Here is a 20,671-nt window from a genome sequence, read left to right as displayed (position 1 = left end):
ATAAAAAAGCCCCCGCAGTTGCGGGGGCTGTTGTTTCAGGTCAGTCTGGATAGCGCTTAATACTTCGCCGGCTGACCTGCTGCGGGCAGTGACTGCAGAATAAACTCCCGCAAATCATCGTTCGATTTCTTTAAATCCTCATAGCGTAAATACATCATATGACCGCTGCGGTAGCCTTTAAAACTCAGGCGGTCTTTCATTTTACCGCTCGGATCCAGCTGCCACATATTGTACTTAGCGTCGAAGTAGTTGGTGGCACCATCGTAATAGCCGGCCTGGGTTAATACCCGCAGATAGGGGTTTTGTGCCATCGCCAGTCGTAAATTCTCACCGGTATTGTCGTTACTGCGGTCCCACGGGTGCACATTGCCGAACATATTGTACTTAATATCGGTTTTATAATTCAGCTCAGTGCGCAGATAGTGGTTAATTGCCGGCGTAAAAGAATGTAACCAGGAGGTGAGCTCTGCCCAATAATCCGGGCTGGCGCCAACGTCATTTTTGTCGATACCCAAATAACGTGAATCCAACCGTCCCACGGTATGACCTTGATCGCGAAGCAGTTCTTTCCAGAAATAGGCTGTACTGATATCTAAGTTGGAGCGCAGTACATTTTGCACGCTGATACCGGAATAACGACTAACCTGCTCGGCAATCCGCTGCTTTTCCTGCTCGGGTAGTGCATTACCACGCGCCAGTGCCGGTAAGTATTCGTTCAGGGTGAAATTTTCCACTTCCGGCAGGATGTCGTATAAATCCTTTTGCTGCAAATCTGCCGGTAGAACTTTGTGGTACCAAGCTGTTGCGGCGAAGTATGGCAGGCGGTTAGCCGCCTTTACCGGGCCCTGACGTTCAATACCGATATCAGTCGGCGAGACCAGAATCACACCATTCAGATACATCCACTGGTTATTTTGCAGCGCCAACGCCAGACCGGCTACCCGGGTGGTGCCATAGCTTTCGCCAATCAAAAACTTGGGTGATGGCCAGCGCTCGTAGCGGGTAACAAAGCTGTTGATCCAGCCGGCGAGATAGTTAACGTCAGCATTGACGCCAAAAAACATTTTTTGCTGCTGATCACGTGACGGCATCTTGCCATCTGGCCCGGGCAGGACCCGTGAATAGCCAGTGTTGACCGGGTTTACAAAGACAATATCAGCCACATCCAGTACTGAGTAGGGGTTGGTTTTTACACCATAGGGTTGCACTGGATAGCCTTCACTATCAATGTTCAGTGATTTTGGTCCGGTGTAGGCAATATGCATCCAGACGGACGCTGAGCCAGGGCCACCGTTAAAGGAAATCAGCAGCGGCCGGTTGCTGTTATCTTTGATATCGCTACGCTGGTAGTAGGTATAAAACAAAGTCGCAGTTGGATGACCGTTCTCGTCCCATACTGGTTGGGTACCAGTGTGTGCCCGGTAAGTAATGCGTTGGCCATTAATTTGCGTGCGGTGTTCGGTAACGACCACACTGTCAGCTTCAATACTGATGGCTTCAACTTTCGGGTTGGCAACCGCAGTCTGAGGAAAACTGAGCGCCAAACCAAGCCCGAGTAACAGGGTAATGGCATAGGAAGGTGTTCGCATAGTGACGTCCATATTTTTAGTTATAAATTGATAATTACCATAACCTTAAATTGCCTGACTGCGAAGTGACTTGCGATTGGTTGCAGATTTTCAGGATGGGTGTGGTTTGTATTGCAGGTGGCAGTAGAAATGCTAAGCATTCTTAATTGCAAATTAATGATATTAAACATATTTTTGCGTGCTCGTCATTTTTGGTCTAAGCTTTAAAGCTGAATTAAAATCTAGCCGGAGTCTGCTATGCACGGTCATCCTCAGGTTTTGAGTAAGCTTAACGAAGTGCTTACTGCCGAATTAACCTCGATTAATCAGTATTTTCTGCACGCCCGTATTTATAAAAACTGGGGCTTAAAAGCGCTGAATGATGTTTGTTACAAAAAATCCATTAAGGATATGAAGCAGGCGGATGAGCTGATTGAGCGAATCCTGATGCTGGAAGGCTTACCGAATTTACAGGCGCTGGGCAAACTGCGGATTGGTGAAGATACGCCGGAAATGCTGCAATGTGATCAGGATTTTCAGCTGGAACAATTGCCGTTGCTCAAAGAGGCTATCGCTTTATGTGAAAGTTTGCAGGACTATGTTAGCCGGGATCTGCTAACGGAAATCCTGGAATATGAAGAAGAACATCTGGATTGGTTGGAAACTCAGCAACATCAAATTGCGACGATGGGATTAGCCAATTATCTGCAAGCGCAATTAGGGGGTGAATAATGCAGGGTAGTCCAAAGGTTATCAATGCACTAAATGTGTTGCTGGCCAATGAGCTGGCGGCGATGGATCAATATTTTATTCACTCCAGAATGTATCACGACTGGGGCCTGCATAAGCTGTTTGAGCGCATTGACCACGAGTTCGACGATGAAAAAGGTCATGCATCGGCGCTGATTGAGCGCATTATTTTCCTCGGCGGCACACCGGATATGACCAAGCGCGACCCGATCCAGGTCGGTCAGGATGTGCCGCAAATGCTGCAAAATGACCTGAATGTCGAGTATGCGGTGCAAAAGCTGTTAAAGCAGACCATGGCGCTGTGTGAGCAGGAGCAGGATTACGTGACGCGTAATATTCTGCAGGGTCTGCTGGACGATACCGAAAATGATCACGCCCATTGGTTGGAACAACAATTGCGGCTGATTAAACTGCTGGGGCTGCAGAATTATCTGCAATCACAACTTTAATCACGATTCGTGCGCAAGCGTACGTAAACCAGCTGATAACGAATCGCCTGCTGTTGCAACCAGTGATAGCAGGCGCGCGACATGCAATCTGTGGTGACACAGTGCAAATGAAGACTGTCGTCTGTTTGCCAAGACTCCAACACGTTAAAATGTCCTGCCATGAGCATCGGCTGCCTGGCCAGCCAGTCATTGAGCGTTTTTGCCGGTATTTGACAGGCTTGAGTTAAATCAACACAGGAAAGAGCCTGACAGAGCGGCACCCGTTGCCGAGCAAACTGCACTATCTGACAGCCACTAAGTCCGAGTCGGGTTAACCAGAGTGCCACCTGGCTGTAGCTATTCTGCGGTTGTAATTCTAAGTGGACTGTCAGTGCCAGGTCGGCTGACGGCCCTTCCAGTTCCAGCATAAACTCGTACCCCGCGCTATGTTCAGCCAGGCAGCGATAGCCGAGAATACGTAAATGTTGCCAGCCGGCAGTGGGCGGAAATAACACCTGTTGTTGACAGGGGGCGGGCGAGTTGTTGTTGCGTAAAGATGGCCAGCATTCGGCCAGGATACCAAGTGCTTTCTTCAGAGATCCGGCTTCCAGCAATGGCATATTTCATCTTCCTCCACAAAAAAACGGGCAAGCAAGCTTGCCCGAACAATGCAGGACGAGCCACAAAGACCAGAGAGATGCCTTCCATGACCGGCTCTTAATCCGTTGCAGTCAGTATAGCGCGGCTTTTTTCAAATGCAAATAGTTATCATTAATATTTTGTCCGGAGTTGAGTTCGCTATTTTTAGTAGTAGCGGCCGGCAACGATCAAAATCGAGGTCGTGCAAATATCCCCTGTAGCAGTCGGTATGGTGTTTATCGAGGTTTTAAATCTGTTAAACGCACATCATTAATTTTCTGCATTGTTATATCATCACAAAAGTTGTATATTGTTACGATATAACATTTTGAGGTAATCCTGGAGTTAAGGACCAATGATCAAGCAGAGTGCGATAGCCCTAACCATAGCAGCGGCCTTACATAGCGCCGCAGCGCAAGCTAATACCATTAGTGGTGTAGTGAAGGATCCGAAAGGACAGCCCGTTGCGAATGCGGAAGTCGATGTGATTGGTGCCGCCGCTAAAACGCGAACTGACGAATCGGGTCGTTTTGTACTACGCAACGTACCGGTACGGGAGGTGGAATTGCACCTGGCAGCCCGTCGCTTTGGTCACAACAACGTAAAATTATCTGTGCCGGCCGCCGGGCTAACCGATGTGGAACTACAGCTGACGCCAAGCAGTTTTGAAATTATTGATGTCACAGCCAGCCCATTACATGCCTCAGTAACAGAATCAGCCTTGCCGGTCAGCGTGTTGGCGGGTGACCGTTTAAAGATGCAGCAAACCACCTCGTTGGGCGATACCTTACGTAAAGAAGTTGGCGTGCATTCGAATTTTCATGGTGGTGTTACCAGCAGTCCGATTATCCGTGGCTTAGATGGTCCGCGCGTGTTGATCATGCAAAACGGCCTGGATGCCGGCGACGCCTCACGCATCGGCCCGGACCACAGTGTGGCGACAGAAACCAGTACTGCTACGCAAATTGAAGTATTGCGTGGCCCCGCGACCTTGTTTTACGGCAGTGGCGCCATCGGCGGCGTAGTTAACGTGGTCGATGATCGGATCCCGACAGACAGCACGCCACGTGTTGAGTGGTTAACTGAGCTACAAAGCGTCGATTCAGCGAAACTGGTTGCCGGCTCGCTGGTTAATGGTAATCAGGACTATGCGGTTTATCTGGATGGTTTCTGGCGCGACAGCATTAATTACAAAGCACCGCATGATTGGCTGCACCGCGAGCAAGAAGATGAGCACGATCATGAGCACGATGACGAGCATGCAGATGAGCATGATGAGCACGGTCGTCGCATCGCGAACACCTTTAGCACCAGCAAAGGTTTTACCGTTGGCGGTAGTCGTTTGTTAGATAATGGCTTTGTCGGTTTGTCATACGGTCGTTTAGAGCGGGAATATGGTATTCCGGGTCATAGCCATGGTGGCGAAGAAGATCATGCTGAGCATGATGAAGAGCTGGTCTATGCCGATAAAAAGCAGGATCGGCTGCAGCTGCAAAGCGAGCTGTTTTTTGACAATCCCTGGTTACGTCAGCTGAATAGTCGTTTGGCCTATACCGATTATCAACATGCCGAAATTGAAGACGGTTTTGTTAGCACGGTATTCCGCAACAAGAGTCACGAAGCCCGCTTTGAGTTATTCCACCAGCCGGTATATGACTGGAAAGGTGGTTTGAGCCTGCATTATAAGTTTAGCGATTTTGAAGCAATCGGCAGTGAGGCCTTTACGCCACCATCCGAATCTACCATGCTGGCACTAGGCTGGATGGCAGAGCGTCATTTTGGCCCGGTATTATTGCAGCTGGGCGCCCGCGCTGAACGGGTCAAGATCAGTGCTAATCAGGTGCTATTACCTGAGCTGGAAATTCATGGCCATGGTGATGAACATCATGATCATGAGCATGGCGATGAACATGGTGATGAAGAGATGCTTCGGGTTTTTGGCGTCGAGAATCAATACACACCTGTCAGCCTCTCGGCGGGCCTGGTCTGGGATTTCGCAGCAGGTTATAACATCGGTTTATCATTATCCCAGGCGGAACGCGCCCCCAGTGCGGCGGAATTGTTCTCTTTTGGTCCTCACCTTGGTACCAGAAGCTACGAAGTCGGCTCCCTGTTCCGCTTAAATGAAGATCGCGACGGTTTTGAGTTAAATCGTAGCGGCTTTGAATTAGAAAAATCCCGCAACCTTGACCTCACGTTCCGTAAGTTCGACGGTGATTTTGGTCTGGTGTTGAATGCGTTTTACAATCGGGTAGATAACTACTTCTACCAGCGTAATACCGGATTATTTGCTGAATATAGCCATGAAGATCATGGCCATGAAGAAGAGTTGGACCACAGCGAGCATGAAGATGCTGCGGAAGGTCACGGCGACGAGCTGCCTATTTATCTGTATGTTAACGAAGACGTTGATTTACATGGTTTTGAAGCCCAGTTTATCTGGCAAATCAGCGCCCCTTATAAGTTAACTGTGCAAGGTGACTATATCCGTGCCCGCCTGCGCGCTGGTGGCGAGTTACCACGCACACCACCGCTGCGTTTAATGACCGAACTGGCTTATCAGGGTAACCATTTTGATGCTGATCTGAGTATCAGTCGCTATTTTAAGCAGGAAAACACGGCGGAATTGGAGCAAGCCTCGGCTGGTTACACCCTGGTTGATGCCAGTATCAGCTACCGCTTTAATGTCGGTTCGCAGGATTTAGTTGCTTACCTGAAAGCGCAAAACCTGACGGATGAATTGGCGTTAGTGCACACCTCTTTCTTGCGTGATATTACACCGCTGCCAGGTCGTAATTTTGCCTTGGGGATCCGAGGGAGTTTTTAAATTTACAACAGCAGTTAAGGCCGTAGTAATACGGCCTTATTCTTATCTGATACCGAACAATTTCAAGCTAATCCACACTTCTTATAGCGATTATTCAGTCTTGCCAAACCGGATCCAGTGTCAGTAGCAGGCGTGGTTCAGCCAGTGCCGGCGAGCGATGGCTAATGGCATAGGTGGCCATATTTTCCCAGCCACTGCCTTTAAGCAGTGCAACATCAGCTTGCTGTAGCTGCTGCACCCGGGCGTTGTTGTCAGTAAGGGCGCCGGCATGCCATTCCGTAGCCGGGCCATGGTAGGTGGTAACCAGGCGACAGCACAGATGATCGGTATGAAAGCGCGGACACATTGCCTGGTTTAATACTTTTAGGCGCAGACCGAGCTGTTGGCACTCCATTAAACAGGCAAACATCTGCGCTATCAGCGCCAGATCGGCGATAAAGTCGTCCTTACCTGGCGCATCCGGTAATGCCGGTTGCAGGTAATCCGGCAGCTGTTCCGGGCTGATAAAGTGTTGCAGCGGCAACCGCAGCAACGACAGCAGTTGCTGGCTATAGCTTGCAACTGCCGGAGCCAGAGAGCGTTGCCATACCGCCAGATTGACATCCGCACTAAAAATCTCTGTCAGTACCTCAACTGAAGAGGACAGCTGTTGCCGCGCCGGCAGTAAAACGGGTTCAGGGGTAAATTGCAAAGGCATGCCACTTGTCATGTTGTTGGCCACCAGCTGGCTCATCAGGCGGGTTCCTGTCCGGTAAAAGGATTTACATACTGCTGCCACTCTGACGCACCTTTGACTAATTCGTGATCAGTCAGCAGCGCATCCTGCAATTGCTGTCGCAAAGCGGTCTGGTCGAGTTGCTGGCCAATAAACACCAGCTCCTGCCGGCAATCGCCAAAGGGATCATGAAATTGTGCCAAAATCGCTGCCTGCGATTCGGCATCATCCGGCCACTCGTCGCGCGGCACGGCTTGCCAGAACAACCCGGCCATGCCATAGCGGGCAATGCCACCGGCCTGATGCCATTGCCAGGCGTAATCGGGGGTACTGGCTAACCAAAAATAACCTTTAGAGCGTAGTAATTTGCCGGTTGGCCAATCCTGATGTAAAAAGTCATAGAACCGCTGTGGATGAAACGGCCGCCGCGCGACAAAACTAAAGCTACTGATGCCATATTCTTCAGTTTCTGGCGTATGTTCACCACGTAGTTCCTGCAACCAGCCCGGCGCCTGCGCTGCCTGCTCAAAGTCAAACAAGCCGGTATTGATTATCTCCGACAGTGCCACCTTGCCGTGTTCGGCTAGCAATTGTTTGGCTCTGGGGTTGAGAGACTTTAAAATAGCTTGTAATTGTGCCAGCTGCGCCGTATCGACTAAATCGGTTTTACTGATCACCAGTACGTCACAGAATTCGACCTGTTCAATTAGCAAGTCAGCGATACTGCGCTCATCCTCTTCACCCAGACTTTCCCCGGCACTGGCCAGATCATTTGCTTCTTGGTAATCCTTTAAAAAGTTAACCGCATCGACAACGGTAACCATGGTATCCAGCCGGGCAATGTCTGACAGCCGGCTGCCGTCTTCATGTTCAAAGGTAAAGGTTTCGGCAATCGGCAGTGGTTCGGAGATCCCGGTCGACTCAATCACCAGATAGTCAAAACGCCCCTCTTGCGCCAGTTTGCCAATTTCCAGCAATAAATCTTCGCGCAGGGTGCAACAAATACAGCCATTGCTCATCTCGACCAGCTTTTCTTCGGCACGGTTCAGGCTGACTTCTTTATTAACCTGGGCGGCGTCAATATTGATTTCACTCATATCATTAACGATCACCGCAATGCGCAGGCCATCGCGGTTATGCAGAATATGGTTCAGTAAGGTGGTTTTACCGGCGCCGAGAAAGCCGGAGAGTACGGTAACGGGTAAAGGTTGATAGTTCATTGCTGCTGGCTCTGGTATAAATCGATATGTTATATTGTATCAATTATAGGGGGTGTAGTCGGCAATGCCAAGACGAATCGCCGCGGTTTACGGCTTTTCACCGAACCGTGATGACACAACCGTCGTGCTTTAGGTTGTCAAATTGTCGGGGTACTGATATCAATGCCGTCCAAAAAAGTGGGCAACATGCCTTTTGTATCTGTTTTTAACGAAATCCGGTGAACAAGTTCTATGTTTAGACCAGCCAAATTAGCAATAGCAGTAATAACAGTATTAAGCCAGGCCACCTATGTTCAGGCAGAAACCTTGCCCGCAGACGTGAATTTAGAACGCATCGAAGTTCGCGCTTCAGGTTTAAAGCGCGAAGTGGTCGAAATGGCCGGTCCGGTTTCGGTATTAAGCGGTGAAGAGCTACTGCGCCGCAGCGATGTCAGTATCGGTGAAACGCTGAAATATGAGGTTGGCGTGCATGCCAACTATTATGGTCCTGTGGCATCCCGGCCGGTGATTCGGGGTTTAGATGGCGCCCGGGTACAGGTCGTGCATAACGGCATGGGCACCGGCGATGTGTCGCGGGAGGGACCGGATCATACTATTACCGCCGATGCAGTAACGGCACAGCAAATTGAAGTGTTACGCGGGCCGGCAACGCTGCTGTACGGCAGTGGTGCCATTGGTGGCGTGATCAATGTGGTCGATAACCGCATTCCGCAGCGGGTACCGGTGCAGCGCGAAACTGTACTGCAAACTCGTTACGGCACGGCGGCTGGGGATCGCAGTTTAAGTTTTGCCCATGATAGTGGCCAGGGCAACCTAGCCTGGCATGCCGACGGTAGCTACCGCAACGGTAATGACTATCGGGTGCCGCGCTATCAGAATGACGAAGGCGATAGCAGTCGTCGCTTGCAGAATTCCTGGTCTGAGCACCAGGTGTTGAATCTGGGTAGCAGTTATGTGGTAGAGCAGGGCTTTGTCGGCGTCAGTATTGGCAAAATCAAAACGGAGTATGGTTTGCCGGAGGGCCCGTCCAGCGAGCCCGCTGCAGGTGAATATATCAAATTAAACCAACAGCGCCTGGCGCTGGCTTCTGAGTACCGGCCGCAGCAATCCAACTGGCAGAATCTGAACTTTGATCTGGCTTATACTGACTATGACCATGCCGAATTTGAAGAGGATGAGGCGGGCACTGAGTTCCTGAGTAAAGCCTGGGAGCTGCGTAGCTCGGCAACCTATGAGTTACCAGCCAGTTGGCGCGGCATCTTCGGCTATCATGCCATTTTGCGGGATTACCAGGCGCTTGGTGATGAAACCTTTACCCCGAATACTGACACCGACAGCCATGCCCTTTTTATGTTGCATGAAAAGCGCTTTGGCCCGGTGAAGCTGGAGTTTGGCAGCCGGTTTGAGCGTTTAACCCATCAGGCGTATGAGCTAACCGATGACAACGGCAGCCGTGATTTGCAACAGCAGTTTAATTTGTTTAGCTGGTCTGTCGGTGCGGTATATCAACTACAAAGTGAGCAACAACTGACACTTGCCTTCAGTCAAGCGGAGCGGGCACCGGCTGCCAATGAGCTGTATGCCAACGGCATTCATATTGGTACCCGATCTTATGAAATTGGTGTGGCCTATCAGGTCGCAGCAGAAAGCTCAGGGGCCAGTATTCTGCATGATGCTGCACTGGCGACTGCCGAGCGTGCCAACAATCTGGATTTAGGTTGGCGCGGTCAGTTTGCTAATGTCCGGACCAATATCAACCTGTTCTATAACCAAATCGATAATTATGCGTTTTTAGCTAATCTGGGCTTTCAGATCGGCGGCTTTGCTGCCTATCAGTATCAACAGCAGGATGCGCGCTTGCATGGCGCAGAAGCCAGTATCAGCTGGCAGTTGACACCTGAACATCAGTTAACGGTACTGGGTGATACTGTAGTAGCACGACTGCGCAGTGGTGGCTATCTGCCGCGGGTGCCCTCATTCCGGCTTGGCGCTGAATATGAATACCGGGCAGATAACTGGGCCGGTCAGCTCGGGGTTACGCACTATGGTAAACAAAGCCGGCTGGCCGAAAATGAGACTGCGACCGCTGGCTATACCATACTGGAGGCAGGCCTGAATTATTACTTCGACTGGCAGCAACAGGAAGTGATGGCCTTTGCCAAGGTGCAAAACCTGACCAATCGGTTGGGCTTTGTGCATAGTTCCTTTATCAAGGACGATGCGCCCTTGCCTGGACGTCAGCTAGTGCTTGGACTCCGGCTGGATTTCTAATCATACTTCCTCCCCGCACTCCGGTACCGGCCAGACCTCCGACCGGTACCGGAGTGCGGTCTGACCAGCTGTTGCTGGCTGCGACATATTTTCTTACAAATCCTACTTTGTTGAGACTGGCGTGTTATTAGCGTTTTCGTTAGTATCATGCTACGTATTTTTTACATTTTATCGGTAAAAGGATCCGCAAAATGAAAAAACTCTTTATTGTCAGTGCAGTAGCTTTGGCCGTCATCACCGGCTGTGCCCAGCAGCAAACGGTATCTCAAGGTACAGTAGTAGAACAGCAACAGGCGGCAGCGATTATTGTTAGTCCAAACGACCAACGCCAGTACAAAACTTTTACCCTGCCAAATAAGTTAGAAGTGGTATTGGTCTCTGATCCCAGCACAGAGAAATCGGCAGTATCACTGAGTGTCGGTGCCGGGATGTTTCAGGATCCGATGACGCAGCAAGGCTTAGCACATTATCTGGAACATATGCTGTTTATGGGGACTGAGCGCTACCCGGATCCGGCTGAGTATGCCGGCTTTATGAGTCAGCACAATGGGGCCTATAACGCCTACACCTGGTTGGATATTACCAACTATATGTTTGAAATTAATAATAATGTTTATGATGAAGCCCTGGATCGTTTCTCTGACTTCTTCAAAACGCCAAAGTTCTACCCCGAATATTCTGATAAAGAACGTAATGCGGTTAATGCGGAACAGTCGATGCGCCGGGAGCAGGATTTCCTGGCGCAATTTGAGCTGATGCGCCGGATGTTCGGCGATCACCCGTCGAACCGTTTTCTGGCCGGTAGTCTGGAGAGCTTAAGTGATAAGCCAGGCAGCAAATTACATGATGAGATGCTGGCTTACTATAACAACTACTATTCTGCCAACAATATGAAGCTGGCAATGGTTAGCAACTTATCGCTGGCTGAGATGGAGTTGCTGGCCAATAAACACTTTGGTGGCATTGTTAACAAAGATATCCCGCTACCCGAAGTGACGGCTGAGCTGGATAACAGCCTGTTTGGCGGTAAACGGATTCACTATGTACCGAATCAGGATGTGAAACAGTTACGCCTTGATTTTACTATTCGTAACAACCTAGAACAGTACGCCGTTAAGCCAAACGAATTTATTGCCTATTTATTGCGTTCTGAAATGCCGGGTACGGCTGCAGCTCAGCTAAAAGCTGCGGGTCTGGTATCCAGTTTTAATGTCTCAGTAAATCCGGATTTTTATGGTAACTACGGCAGTCTGGCGATTGATATGAACCTGACTGACGCCGGTATGCAGCAGCGAGAAGCCATTACCGCGGTAGTGATGCAGTATCTGGATTTGATCAAGCAACAGGGTGTAGATAGCAAATACTATAACGAGATCAAAACCAGCCTGGCGAACCAGTTCCAGTTCCTTGAAAAAACAGATGGCTTTGGCTATGCCTCTGGTTTAACCGCTGCGATGCTGAAGTTGCCGGTGAAGCACGCTGTGGCTGCACCCTACATTTATGAGCGATTTGATGCCGAAGCGGTGAATAATGTTTTGACACAGCTGACACCGGCGAATCTGCGGGTTTGGTATATCAGTAAGCAGGAGCCGCATGACAGCGAGCTGATCCGCCATGTTGGTAAATATAAGATCGTCGATATCAGTGCCGAAGAACAAGCCGCCTGGCAACAGCCGCTGGTGGCACTGAACCTGCCAATGGTAAACCGTCTGTTGCCCGAGAGCTTCGCGATTAAAGCCCGCAGCGCCCAGCAGAAGCCGGAATTAGTGGTTGAGCAGCCCGGTATCTCGGCTTGGTTATATCCGAGCCAGGTGTTTGCTGACCAGCCGAAAGGCCGGCTGGATATCGTATTAAACAGCCCCGCTGCGCAGCAGGATATCAAAGCCCGGGTGGCGTTTGCGTTATGGCGTGATCTGTACAATCTGGAGCAAAGTGCACTGCGCACTGAGGCCAGTGCTGCCGGTATCGAGGTATGGTTAAATGACGGTAATGGTCTGACCCTGAATCTGGATGGCTTTACCGACAAACAGCCGCAATTACTGGAACAGCTGCTGGCCGGTTTAACACCGACGATCACGGCTGATGGCTACGCTCAGGCAGTAGACCGCTTTGTGCGCGGCGTCGCCAATCAGAGCCGGCAGGTACCCTTCAGGCAAGCCTTCTGGGCCTTTAACGGCCTGTATCGTGGCGGTAGCTACAACCCTGAGCAGCTGATTGCCGCAGCACAGGCGATGACTGCGGCTGATTTACAGCAGTTTATCACTGCAACCTTAAAACAAAATCAGGTGCGGGTGTTTGCCTTCGGTAACTACGACAAGCAGGATGTGCAGACGCTGGTCAGTAAGTTGCAAGCCGCTTTACCTGCAGATCGTACCGTCACGCCTTATACACAAAGCCCGTTCTGGTTACCGCGCAGTGGCGATGCCATTACGCTGACCCGTGATATCGACGTGACTGACGTGGCCCTAGTGGATATGCATGTCCATCCGGCTAAAGGCATGGCGGCGCGCGCCGCAGCCAGCGTCTTGGCCTCGCATTTCTCGAATCAGGCCTTTGATAAACTGCGTACCGAGGAACAACTGGCTTACGCGGTTGGCGGTACAGCGATTGACCTGAATGACTACACTGGTTTTGGCTTATATATCCAAACACCGGTGAAAGGCCCAGCCGATATGCAGCAGCGGTTTGATGAATTTAAACAGCAATACTGGAACACGCTGCAACAAGTTACCCCGGAACAATTTGCGGCGTTAAAACAGAGCTTATTAGTAAGCCTGAATGAACCACCAAAAAATCTGTTTGAGGAAATGCAGCCGTTAGTCAGTGACTGGTATCGTGAGCGCTTTGACTTTGATAGCAAGCAAAAACTGATTGCGGCCGTCGAGCAAGTGACATTGGCGGATGTGCAGAGCTTCTATCAGCAAACATTGCTGAACCCCGAGGCCGCGCGGATCTCCGTGCAAATGCGAGGTACCAGTTTCCGGGAGCAGCCGTTCGCAACACTACCGAATCAGCAAGTCGTGACCGATATCGCAGAGTTCCAGCGCAAGATGGCTAAGCAATAGTCACGGTTAACGCAGCACAAGATCCCTCCGGCTGACACAGCGGGGGGATTTTTTTATGGCCGCTCGGCCACTTCAGTTTGGTAAAACACTACCGCGGCTTGCCCCGGGCGTTTCTTTGCCTGATACATCGCAATATCGGCTAGATGTAACAGTTGTTGCTGATCCAGACTATCTTGTGGGAATAAGGCAATGCCGACACTGCAAGAAATAGTAAGCTGATGTTCGGCAACCTGATAGGGTTGACTAAGTTGTTGTTGGATCCGGCTGGCTAACGGCAGAATTTGTGGCACTAAAGGTTGGCTTGCAGTAAAACCGGTTAAAGCGACGACAAATTCGTCACCACTAAGTCGGCCAGTTAAATCTGCCGCCCGGGTACTGTGGTGCAGACGCTGGGCGACCTGTTGCAGCACCTCATCACCAATGGCATGCCCATAGCAATCATTAACCGGTTTAAACCGATCTAAATCAATAAACAATAACGCCAGAGTATCGCCACGTAATTGACACAGCGCCAGCTGTTGCTCCAGCATTTTGTGGAACAAGGTGCGGTTGGCCAGCCCGGTTAAAGGATCATAATAGGCCTGGCGCGCCAACTCGAGGTTTTGCAGTTTTTGCTCGGTAATATCGCGTGCAATGCCGACATATTTGACCAAGCTGCCATCTGTATCGAGGAGTGGCGCAGCCGTTGAGGTGTGCCAGCGCATTTGACCATTTTTATGAAAGATCCGGTATTCGATAGTACCGTGATGGGTTGCCGTCAGCAGCAGACTTTGCATAAAGGCAAAACAGCGTTCCAGATCGTCCTGATGCACAAAATGATCAAAGGTTTTACCCATCACTTCCGTTGGATGATGACCCAGAATATCCTGCCAACAGGGCGAGACATAATCCAGCACACCGTTTGGCAATAGCGTAAATATGATATCGCTGGCGCTCTCGACCAAGGCTCGGAATTCGGCTTCGCTGCGTCTTAACTTCAGTTCGGCTGCTTTGCGCTGACTAATGTCGTTAGCAAAACCGCTAAATAAGATACTGCCGTCGGCAAGTTGTTTCGGAAAGTCGAAGGCTTCTAACCAGATAATCTGCTCGTCAGGACGAATAATCCGCAACTCCGCGTGCCAGGGTTTGAGCTGGGCTGCACATTCGGCTGACGTTTGATAGACCCGCTCGGCATCAGCCGGGTGGATACGGTCAAGCAGCAGACTGGCATCCTGCATAATGGCCTGCGCCGGGATCCCGAATAGGGCTTCGGTATTTTCAGAGGCGTAAACATAATGGAACTTTTGATCGGGGCTTTGTTTTAACTGATATAAAAAGCAGGGTAAATGCCGCGCCAGTTCGGCCAGCGGGCCAAACAGATGTTCGATAGAGTTGCTTACCGGTTCTGACTTCTTGTCCATGCCCAGCCTAAGCAGAAAGTAATCACCTTACTGTAACCAGAGTTATCCGGGCATGCCAGTAATTCTGCGAAAAAAGTTTGAAAGGCAGGCGCCAGCCCTGTTAATGCCGGCGCCGGCGCACTAGCGCATGGTCACGAACTCTTCTGCCGACGTTGGATGCAGCGCGACGGTGGCATCAAAGTCAGCCTTGGTAGCGCCCATTTTAATGGCAACGGCAAAGCCCTGCAGCACCTCGTCCATGCCCTCGCCAATGCCATGCAGGCCAATGACTTTTTCTTCCGGCCCTAAGCACACCAGTTTAAAGGTACTGAGGGCGCGGTGCGGGGTAATGGCGTTATACATCGCCGCAAAGCTGGAGCGATACACTTTAATTTGCTCTTTGCCATACTGCGCTATGGCTTGCTGTTCGGTCAGACCAATAGTGCCAATCGGCGGGTGGCTAAAGACGATAGTGGGGATTAGCGAATAGTCCATTTTCGCATCCGGCATAGCCGGGTTAAATAGGCGCTCGGCCAGCATACGGCCAGCTTTTACTGCCACCGGCGTCAGTTGTGCTTCGCCGGTAATATCACCCACGGCATAAATGCCCGGCACATTGGTATTTTGATAGGCATCGGTGCGGATATAGCCTTCGCTATCTGGCACCACACCGGCGGCGGCCAGGTTAAGCTGATCGGTTGCCGGTTCACGGCCAATGGCCCAGATCAGACAATCGACATTAAACAGGATACTGCCATTTTTCAGATAAACCGTTAGCCGGCCTTCGCCGGCGGCTTCCACTTTCGCTACCTCGGCTTCGGTATGCAATTGCATTTCATCCTGCTGCATCCGGCTGAGCAGGGCGTCGGTAATATCGCGATCAAAGCTGCGCAGTGGCCTATCGCCCCGCACTAATAAATGCGTTTCAGTGCCAAGGGCATGCAACACACCGGCAATTTCTACCGCGATATAGCCGGCACCGACGACGACTGCTTTGGTAGGTTGTTGCGTCAGGGCAAAAAAGCCGTCGGAGTCGATCCCCAGCTCAGCCCCCGGAATATCAGGTTTGGTCGGGCGGCCGCCAACGGCAATAGTGATATGATCGGCGGTAATGCGCTCACCGTTTACTTCTACCGTTTTGTGGTCGACAAAACGGGCAAAGCCCTGGATCAGCTCCACGCCATTACTGGCAAAACCACGCTGATAGGCGCCATGAATACGCTCAATATAGGCTTCACGATTTTTGACCAGTGTGTCCCAGGCAAAGCCCTGCTGTTCCAGGTTAAAACCATAGCTGGGGCTATATTTTACCGCTTCAGCAATATGGGCGCCGTACCACATTACCTTTTTCGGTACGCAGCCGACGTTAACACAGGTACCACCTACGGCTTTGGCTTCAATAACGGCTGCTTTAGCACCACGTTGGGCGGCGCGATTGGCTGAGGCAATACCGCCGCTACCGGCACCAATGGCAAGATAATCATAATGACGATTCATAACAGGGCCTGTCAGTTAATAGGGTAAAAACTGAACCAGATTTAAGGTTAAACCCTAACTCAGGTTGATAGATAGAGCAGATATAGGGCTAACCAGCGCGCAATACAAGCGTAAAGCCGCAGGATTTAGCAAACACACGGCTAGTGGCGCTTGACAATATGCCAGCCGGCCCCAACATATTCATAATAGCGAATTTTACAGGAACCCTACCGATGACTGCCCTGAGCGATAATCCGTTACTTAGCTTTACTGACTTACCACCCTTTTCGAAAATTCAGCCCGAGCAGATAAAACCTGCGGTGGAGCAGGCGATCAGTGACGCCAGAGCCGTGGTTGAGCAGGTGGTCGCCAGTAGCGAGATCAGTTGGCAGACGATAGTGGAGCAGTTGGAGCAGGGCTCGGATCGGCTAAATAAGCTCTGGTCACCGGTATCGCATTTAAATTCTGTGGCCAACAGCCCGGAGCTGCGAGCGGCTTACGAGAGCTGCTTGCCGCTGTTATCTGATTTTAGTACCTGGCTGGGGCAGCATGAGGGCCTGTATCAAAAGTATCAGGCGCTGGCGCAAAGCGCCGACTTTAGCAGCCTGACTGCGGCGCAGCAAAAAGTGGTCACCAATGCGCTGCGTGACTTTAAGTTATCCGGTATCGGTTTGCCAGAGCAGAAAAAGCAGCGCTATGGCGAGATCCAAAGTCGGCTGTCGGAATTAAGCTCTACCTTTTCCAACAATACGCTGGATGCAACTCAGGCCTGGTTTAAGCACGTCACAGATGAGGCTGAACTCGCCGGCTTGCCGGAAGATGCGCGTATTGCCGCGGCCGAAGAGGCGCAAAGCCGTGAGCTAAGCGGTTGGGTATTTACGCTGGAGTTCCCCAGCTATATTGCGGTAATGACCTATGCCGATAATGCGGCCCTGCGCGAAACAATGTACAGCGCCTATTGTACCCGCGCTTCAGATCAGGGCCCGACGGCCGGACAGTTTGATAACAGCGCCATTATTGAAGAAACCCTGGCCTTAAAACATGAGCTGGCGCAGCTGCTGGACTTTAGCAATGCCGCCGAAGAGTCGCTGGCAACCAAGATGGCAGATAACCCGGCGCAGGTGCTGGACTTTTTAACTGATTTAGCGCGTCAGGCCAAACCACAGGCGCAGCGTGATTTGGCAGAGCTTAGCGCCTTTGCGCAAACTGAGTATGGTGTCAGCAGCTTAAACGCCTGGGATATCAGCTACTATGCCGAAAAGTTAAAGCAAGCCCGTTACGCGGTATCCGATGAGCAGTTACGGCCTTATTTCCCGGTAACCAAGGTCGTGCCGGGCTTATTTACCGTGTTAGAAAAACTGTTTGGTATTCGGATTGCGGCGCGTGACGGGGTCGATGTCTGGCACCCGGATGTACAGTTTTATGATATTTTCGCCGCCGATGGCAGCTTGCGCGGTAGCTTTTATCTGGATTTGTATGCCCGCAGCAAAAAACGCGGTGGTGCCTGGATGGATGATTGCCGTGGCCGGCGCTGGCTGGCCGATGGCCAGCTGCAAACCCCGGTCGCCTATCTGACCTGTAACTTTAATAAACCGGTCGGTGGCAAGCCAGCCCTCTTTACCCACGATGAAGTGATTACACTGTTCCATGAGTTTGGTCATGGCTTGCATCATATGCTAACCCAAGTCGATGCCGCTGCGGTGGCCGGTATTAATGGTGTGGCCTGGGATGCGGTGGAGTTACCAAGCCAGTTTTTAGAAAACTGGTGCTGGGCGCCCGAGGCGTTGCAGCTGATCTCCGGCCATTATGAAAGCGGCGAGCCACTGCCCGCCGACTTGCTGCAAAAAATGCTGGCGGCGAAGAATTTTCAGTCGGCGCTGTTTTTAGTGCGGCAGTTGGAATTTGCCCTGTTTGATATGCGGCTGCATGCCGAGTACGATCCGGCACTGGGCGGTCGGGTCCAGCAATTGCTGGATGAGGTGCGCAGCCAGGTATCAGTGATAGTGCCGCCACGCTTTAACCGTTTTCAGCACAGTTTTGGCCATATCTTTGCCGGTGGCTATGCCGCAGGCTATTATAGTTACCTGTGGGCCGAAGTATTATCGGCCGATGCCTTTAGCCGTTTTGAAGAAGAAGGCGTATTTAACCCGCAAACCGGCCAGGATTTCCTGCACTGGATTTTAGAGCGCGGTGGCAGTGCCGAGCCAATGGAGCTATTTAAAGGTTTCCGTGGTCGTGAGCCATCAAATGAGGCCTTGCTGCGACATATGGGCATTGCCAGTTAAACTGGATACTGTATTAGTTTAAGGACAATCTATGAGCAAGCTAATCCCGCTGTTGCTGGCGACGGCAGCCTTAACACTCAGCGCCTGCCAACAGGCGGCCGGCACCGGTGAAGCCCGGATTGCCCCGGCGCCGCTGGTAGAAGCCATTGATCCGCAGCGTGATCCGATTAAAGCGACTCAAGCGAGGAAGCAACTGATGGAAAGACCAGAACAAGTGGCTGACGTTGCCGCGCTGCGCCGCGAAGTCTTGGCGCTGATCGCCGATAAAAGCGCCGACAATGTACAGCAGTGTCTGGTGCTACCGCTGGGGCATAAGCCGTGCGGTGGGCCAGCGGAGTATGTTGCAGTATCAATTAAAGGTAAAGATGAAGCGACCGTGCTGAATAAAATCAATGCCTATAATCAGGCAGCAGAGGCTGAGAATCTGCGGCTGGGCCGGATGTCCGACTGTGCGGTGGTGCCTAAGCCGCAGGTGCAACTGGTTAACGGTCAATGTACGCTGGTTAATGAAGCGACCTATTAATCCTTCCAACGCTAAGGGCCGTGACTGACACGGCCACGATCGAGGTAAGACGCTTGTGTCAGGCAGAACCCTTTAAACTGATTTTACAGCGCGCCGAGGCCCGTAAAGGCGGCCCGGCGGCGCTGCGAGCTTTGCTAGGCGAACCACGCACTACCGCTGAACTCTCGGCCTTGCCGGATAATCTGCTGTTAGCCGAGCTGACTAAGAAAATTTTTCAGTCTGGCTTTGTCTGGCGAGTGGTGCGGCAAAAATGGCCGGGTTTTTGCGAAGTGTTTTTCGACTTTGATATCGAAAAAATGCTGCTGCTCAGTGATGAAATGCTGGAACAAAAAGCGCAGGATCCCCGGATTATCCGCAATTTAAGCAAAGTATTTACCATCCGTGATAATGCGCTGATGATTTATCATCTGCAGCGTGAGCATGGCAGCTTTGCAAATTTTATCGCTAACTGGCCAACAAGCGATATTATCGGGCTTTGGGCTTATCTGAAAAAGCATGGTGCCCGGCTGGGTGGCAATACCGGTCCTTATGCGCTGCGCGCCATCGGTAAAGATACCTTTTTACTGACCCAGGATGTTGAAGCCTATCTGAAAGCCTATGGTGTGTTTGATGGCAGCAGTAGCAGTAAAAAAAGCTTGCAACAGATCCAGCAGCAGTTTAATCAGTGGCAGCAGGAATCCGGACTAAGTTTGCAGCAAATTAGTCAAACCATAGCGCTGAGTATTGGCGAAAACTATGCTGGGATGCAGCAATGAGTGTATTGCTCACCTCGTTACCGGCGGACTATGCCGATGAGTTGCAGGAACATTTCCCATTAACGGTTATTACTGAGCCGGCTGGTTGGTACCTCTGCTGGGCAGATCAGGCGCTGGTATTGCGTCATGCCGACTTACCAAAGCAGGGCGATATTCTGGTGGATTTTGCCAGTGGCGCCGCCAGTTACCGGCGACAGTTTGGCGGTGGCAAAGACGAAGCCATTGCCAAAGCCTGTGGTGTGAACAAAAAGCGCAACCTGAGTATTATTGATGCCACCGCCGGTTTAGGGCGTGATGCCTTAGTGCTGGCCAATCTTGGTGCTACAGTGACGCTGGTAGAACGCAATCCGCTGGTGGCGGCACTGCTGTATGATGGTTTGCGCCGGGCCGCGGCCAATCCGGTCACAGCAGAGCTCGCGGCGCGGATGCAACTGCATTTTGCCCCGGCATTGCAAGCGCTGACGGAACTGCCGCCAGCCGATGTGGTCTATCTGGATCCGATGTTCCCACCACGCGAAAAATCGGCGCTGGTGAAAAAAGAAATGCGCGCCTTTCATGACGTGGTGGGCAGTGATACCGATGCCGATGCACTGCTGGCGCCGGCGTTACAGCTGGCGCGCTACCGGGTGGTGGTAAAACGCCCCGGTTATGCTGAAGTGCTGGCGCAACAAAGCCCGCAGCTAGTGGTAAAGGGCAAGAATAACCGCTTTGATGTGTATATAAATCAGGCTATTGCCTGATATTAATTTAATAGCTTTGCGCTATGGCGC

The 20,671-nt window shown here is 51.3% G+C and carries 15 protein-coding genes; 9 read left to right on the top strand and 6 right to left on the bottom strand.

The window, feature by feature from the left end; translation table 11 throughout:
• Positions 1-56: 56 nt before the first annotated feature.
• The gene (locus AGRI_RS09620; protein WP_008984753.1) at positions 57-1,589 is read right to left on the bottom strand and encodes a S10 family peptidase; all 1,533 of its coding nucleotides are present in this window, start codon (positions 1,587-1,589) and stop codon (positions 57-59) included.
• Between the two features lie 237 nt (positions 1,590-1,826).
• Here AGRI_RS09620 and bfr (AGRI_RS09615) point away from each other — a divergent pair, with 237 nt between their 5' ends.
• Both bfr (AGRI_RS09615) and bfr (AGRI_RS09610) read left to right on the top strand, forming a co-directional pair.
• The gene (bfr, locus tag AGRI_RS09615; RefSeq protein WP_008984752.1) at positions 1,827-2,300 is read left to right on the top strand and encodes a bacterioferritin; all 474 of its coding nucleotides are present in this window, start codon (positions 1,827-1,829) and stop codon (positions 2,298-2,300) included.
• Positions 2,300-2,767, top strand: a complete 468-nt coding sequence (bfr, locus tag AGRI_RS09610) for a bacterioferritin (RefSeq protein ID WP_008984751.1) — start codon at positions 2,300-2,302, stop codon at positions 2,765-2,767. The genes bfr (AGRI_RS09615) and bfr (AGRI_RS09610) overlap by 1 nt, the downstream gene beginning before the upstream one ends.
• Here bfr (AGRI_RS09610) and AGRI_RS09605 read toward each other — a convergent pair.
• Positions 2,764-3,366, bottom strand: a complete 603-nt coding sequence (locus tag AGRI_RS09605) for a hypothetical protein (RefSeq protein ID WP_008984750.1) — start codon at positions 3,364-3,366, stop codon at positions 2,764-2,766. The genes bfr (AGRI_RS09610) and AGRI_RS09605 overlap by 4 nt on opposite strands.
• 374 nt (positions 3,367-3,740) lie before the next feature.
• On the opposite strand from AGRI_RS09605, the gene AGRI_RS09600 reads away from it, so the two are divergent.
• Positions 3,741-6,212 (top strand): TonB-dependent receptor, encoded by a 2,472-nt coding sequence (locus AGRI_RS09600; RefSeq protein WP_008984749.1) that lies wholly within the window; start codon positions 3,741-3,743, stop codon positions 6,210-6,212.
• Positions 6,213-6,306: 94 nt separating this feature from the next.
• Here AGRI_RS09600 and AGRI_RS09595 read toward each other — a convergent pair whose 3' ends face one another.
• Both AGRI_RS09595 and zigA read right to left on the bottom strand, forming a co-directional pair.
• A complete protein-coding gene (locus tag AGRI_RS09595; RefSeq protein WP_008984748.1) occupies positions 6,307-6,945 on the bottom strand; it encodes a DUF1826 domain-containing protein in 639 nt (212 codons plus the stop codon).
• The gene (gene zigA, locus AGRI_RS09590) at positions 6,945-8,147 is read right to left on the bottom strand and encodes a zinc metallochaperone GTPase ZigA (protein WP_008984747.1); all 1,203 of its coding nucleotides are present in this window, start codon (positions 8,145-8,147) and stop codon (positions 6,945-6,947) included. Before zigA ends, AGRI_RS09595 begins: the two co-directional genes overlap by 1 nt.
• Positions 8,148-8,378: 231 nt before the next feature.
• Here zigA and AGRI_RS09585 point away from each other — a divergent pair, with 231 nt between their 5' ends.
• Positions 8,379-10,418, top strand: coding sequence for a TonB-dependent receptor (locus tag AGRI_RS09585; RefSeq protein ID WP_008984746.1), 2,040 nt, complete (start codon positions 8,379-8,381; stop codon positions 10,416-10,418).
• 191 nt (positions 10,419-10,609) lie between these two features.
• The gene (locus tag AGRI_RS09580; RefSeq protein ID WP_008984745.1) at positions 10,610-13,483 is read left to right on the top strand and encodes an insulinase family protein; all 2,874 of its coding nucleotides are present in this window, start codon (positions 10,610-10,612) and stop codon (positions 13,481-13,483) included.
• 53 nt (positions 13,484-13,536) lie between these two features.
• On the opposite strand, the gene AGRI_RS09575 is transcribed toward AGRI_RS09580, so the two are convergent.
• On the bottom strand, positions 13,537-14,883 hold the full coding sequence (locus AGRI_RS09575; protein ID WP_008984744.1) for a sensor domain-containing diguanylate cyclase: 1,347 nt from the start codon (positions 14,881-14,883) through the stop codon (positions 13,537-13,539).
• A gap of 120 nt (positions 14,884-15,003) precedes the next feature.
• Entirely contained in the window at positions 15,004-16,359 is a 1,356-nt protein-coding gene (gene gorA / locus AGRI_RS09570; protein WP_008984743.1) for a glutathione-disulfide reductase, read from the bottom strand.
• Between the two features lie 212 nt (positions 16,360-16,571).
• Between gorA and prlC the strand changes: the two genes are divergently transcribed.
• Genes prlC through AGRI_RS09550 form a run of 4 tightly spaced genes read left to right on the top strand, consistent with a single transcriptional unit; the run spans position 16,572 to position 20,641 of the window.
• Positions 16,572-18,623, top strand: coding sequence for an oligopeptidase A (gene prlC, locus AGRI_RS09565; RefSeq protein ID WP_008984742.1), 2,052 nt, complete (start codon positions 16,572-16,574; stop codon positions 18,621-18,623).
• Between the two features lie 31 nt (positions 18,624-18,654).
• Positions 18,655-19,146, top strand: coding sequence for a hypothetical protein (locus tag AGRI_RS09560; RefSeq protein ID WP_008984741.1), 492 nt, complete (start codon positions 18,655-18,657; stop codon positions 19,144-19,146).
• 53 nt (positions 19,147-19,199) lie between these two features.
• Positions 19,200-19,901, top strand: coding sequence for a DNA-3-methyladenine glycosylase I (locus tag AGRI_RS09555; RefSeq protein WP_008984740.1), 702 nt, complete (start codon positions 19,200-19,202; stop codon positions 19,899-19,901).
• Positions 19,898-20,641 (top strand): class I SAM-dependent methyltransferase, encoded by a 744-nt coding sequence (locus AGRI_RS09550; protein ID WP_008984739.1) that lies wholly within the window; start codon positions 19,898-19,900, stop codon positions 20,639-20,641. Before AGRI_RS09555 ends, AGRI_RS09550 begins: the two co-directional genes overlap by 4 nt.
• The last annotated feature ends 30 nt before the right edge of the window (positions 20,642-20,671 follow it).

The organism is Alishewanella agri BL06 (assembly GCF_000272005.1).
Classification (GTDB): Bacteria; Pseudomonadota; Gammaproteobacteria; order Enterobacterales; family Alteromonadaceae; genus Alishewanella; species Alishewanella agri.
Note: the sequence above shows the minus strand (reverse complement) of the source record. Positions and strands in the feature narration are given on the sequence as shown.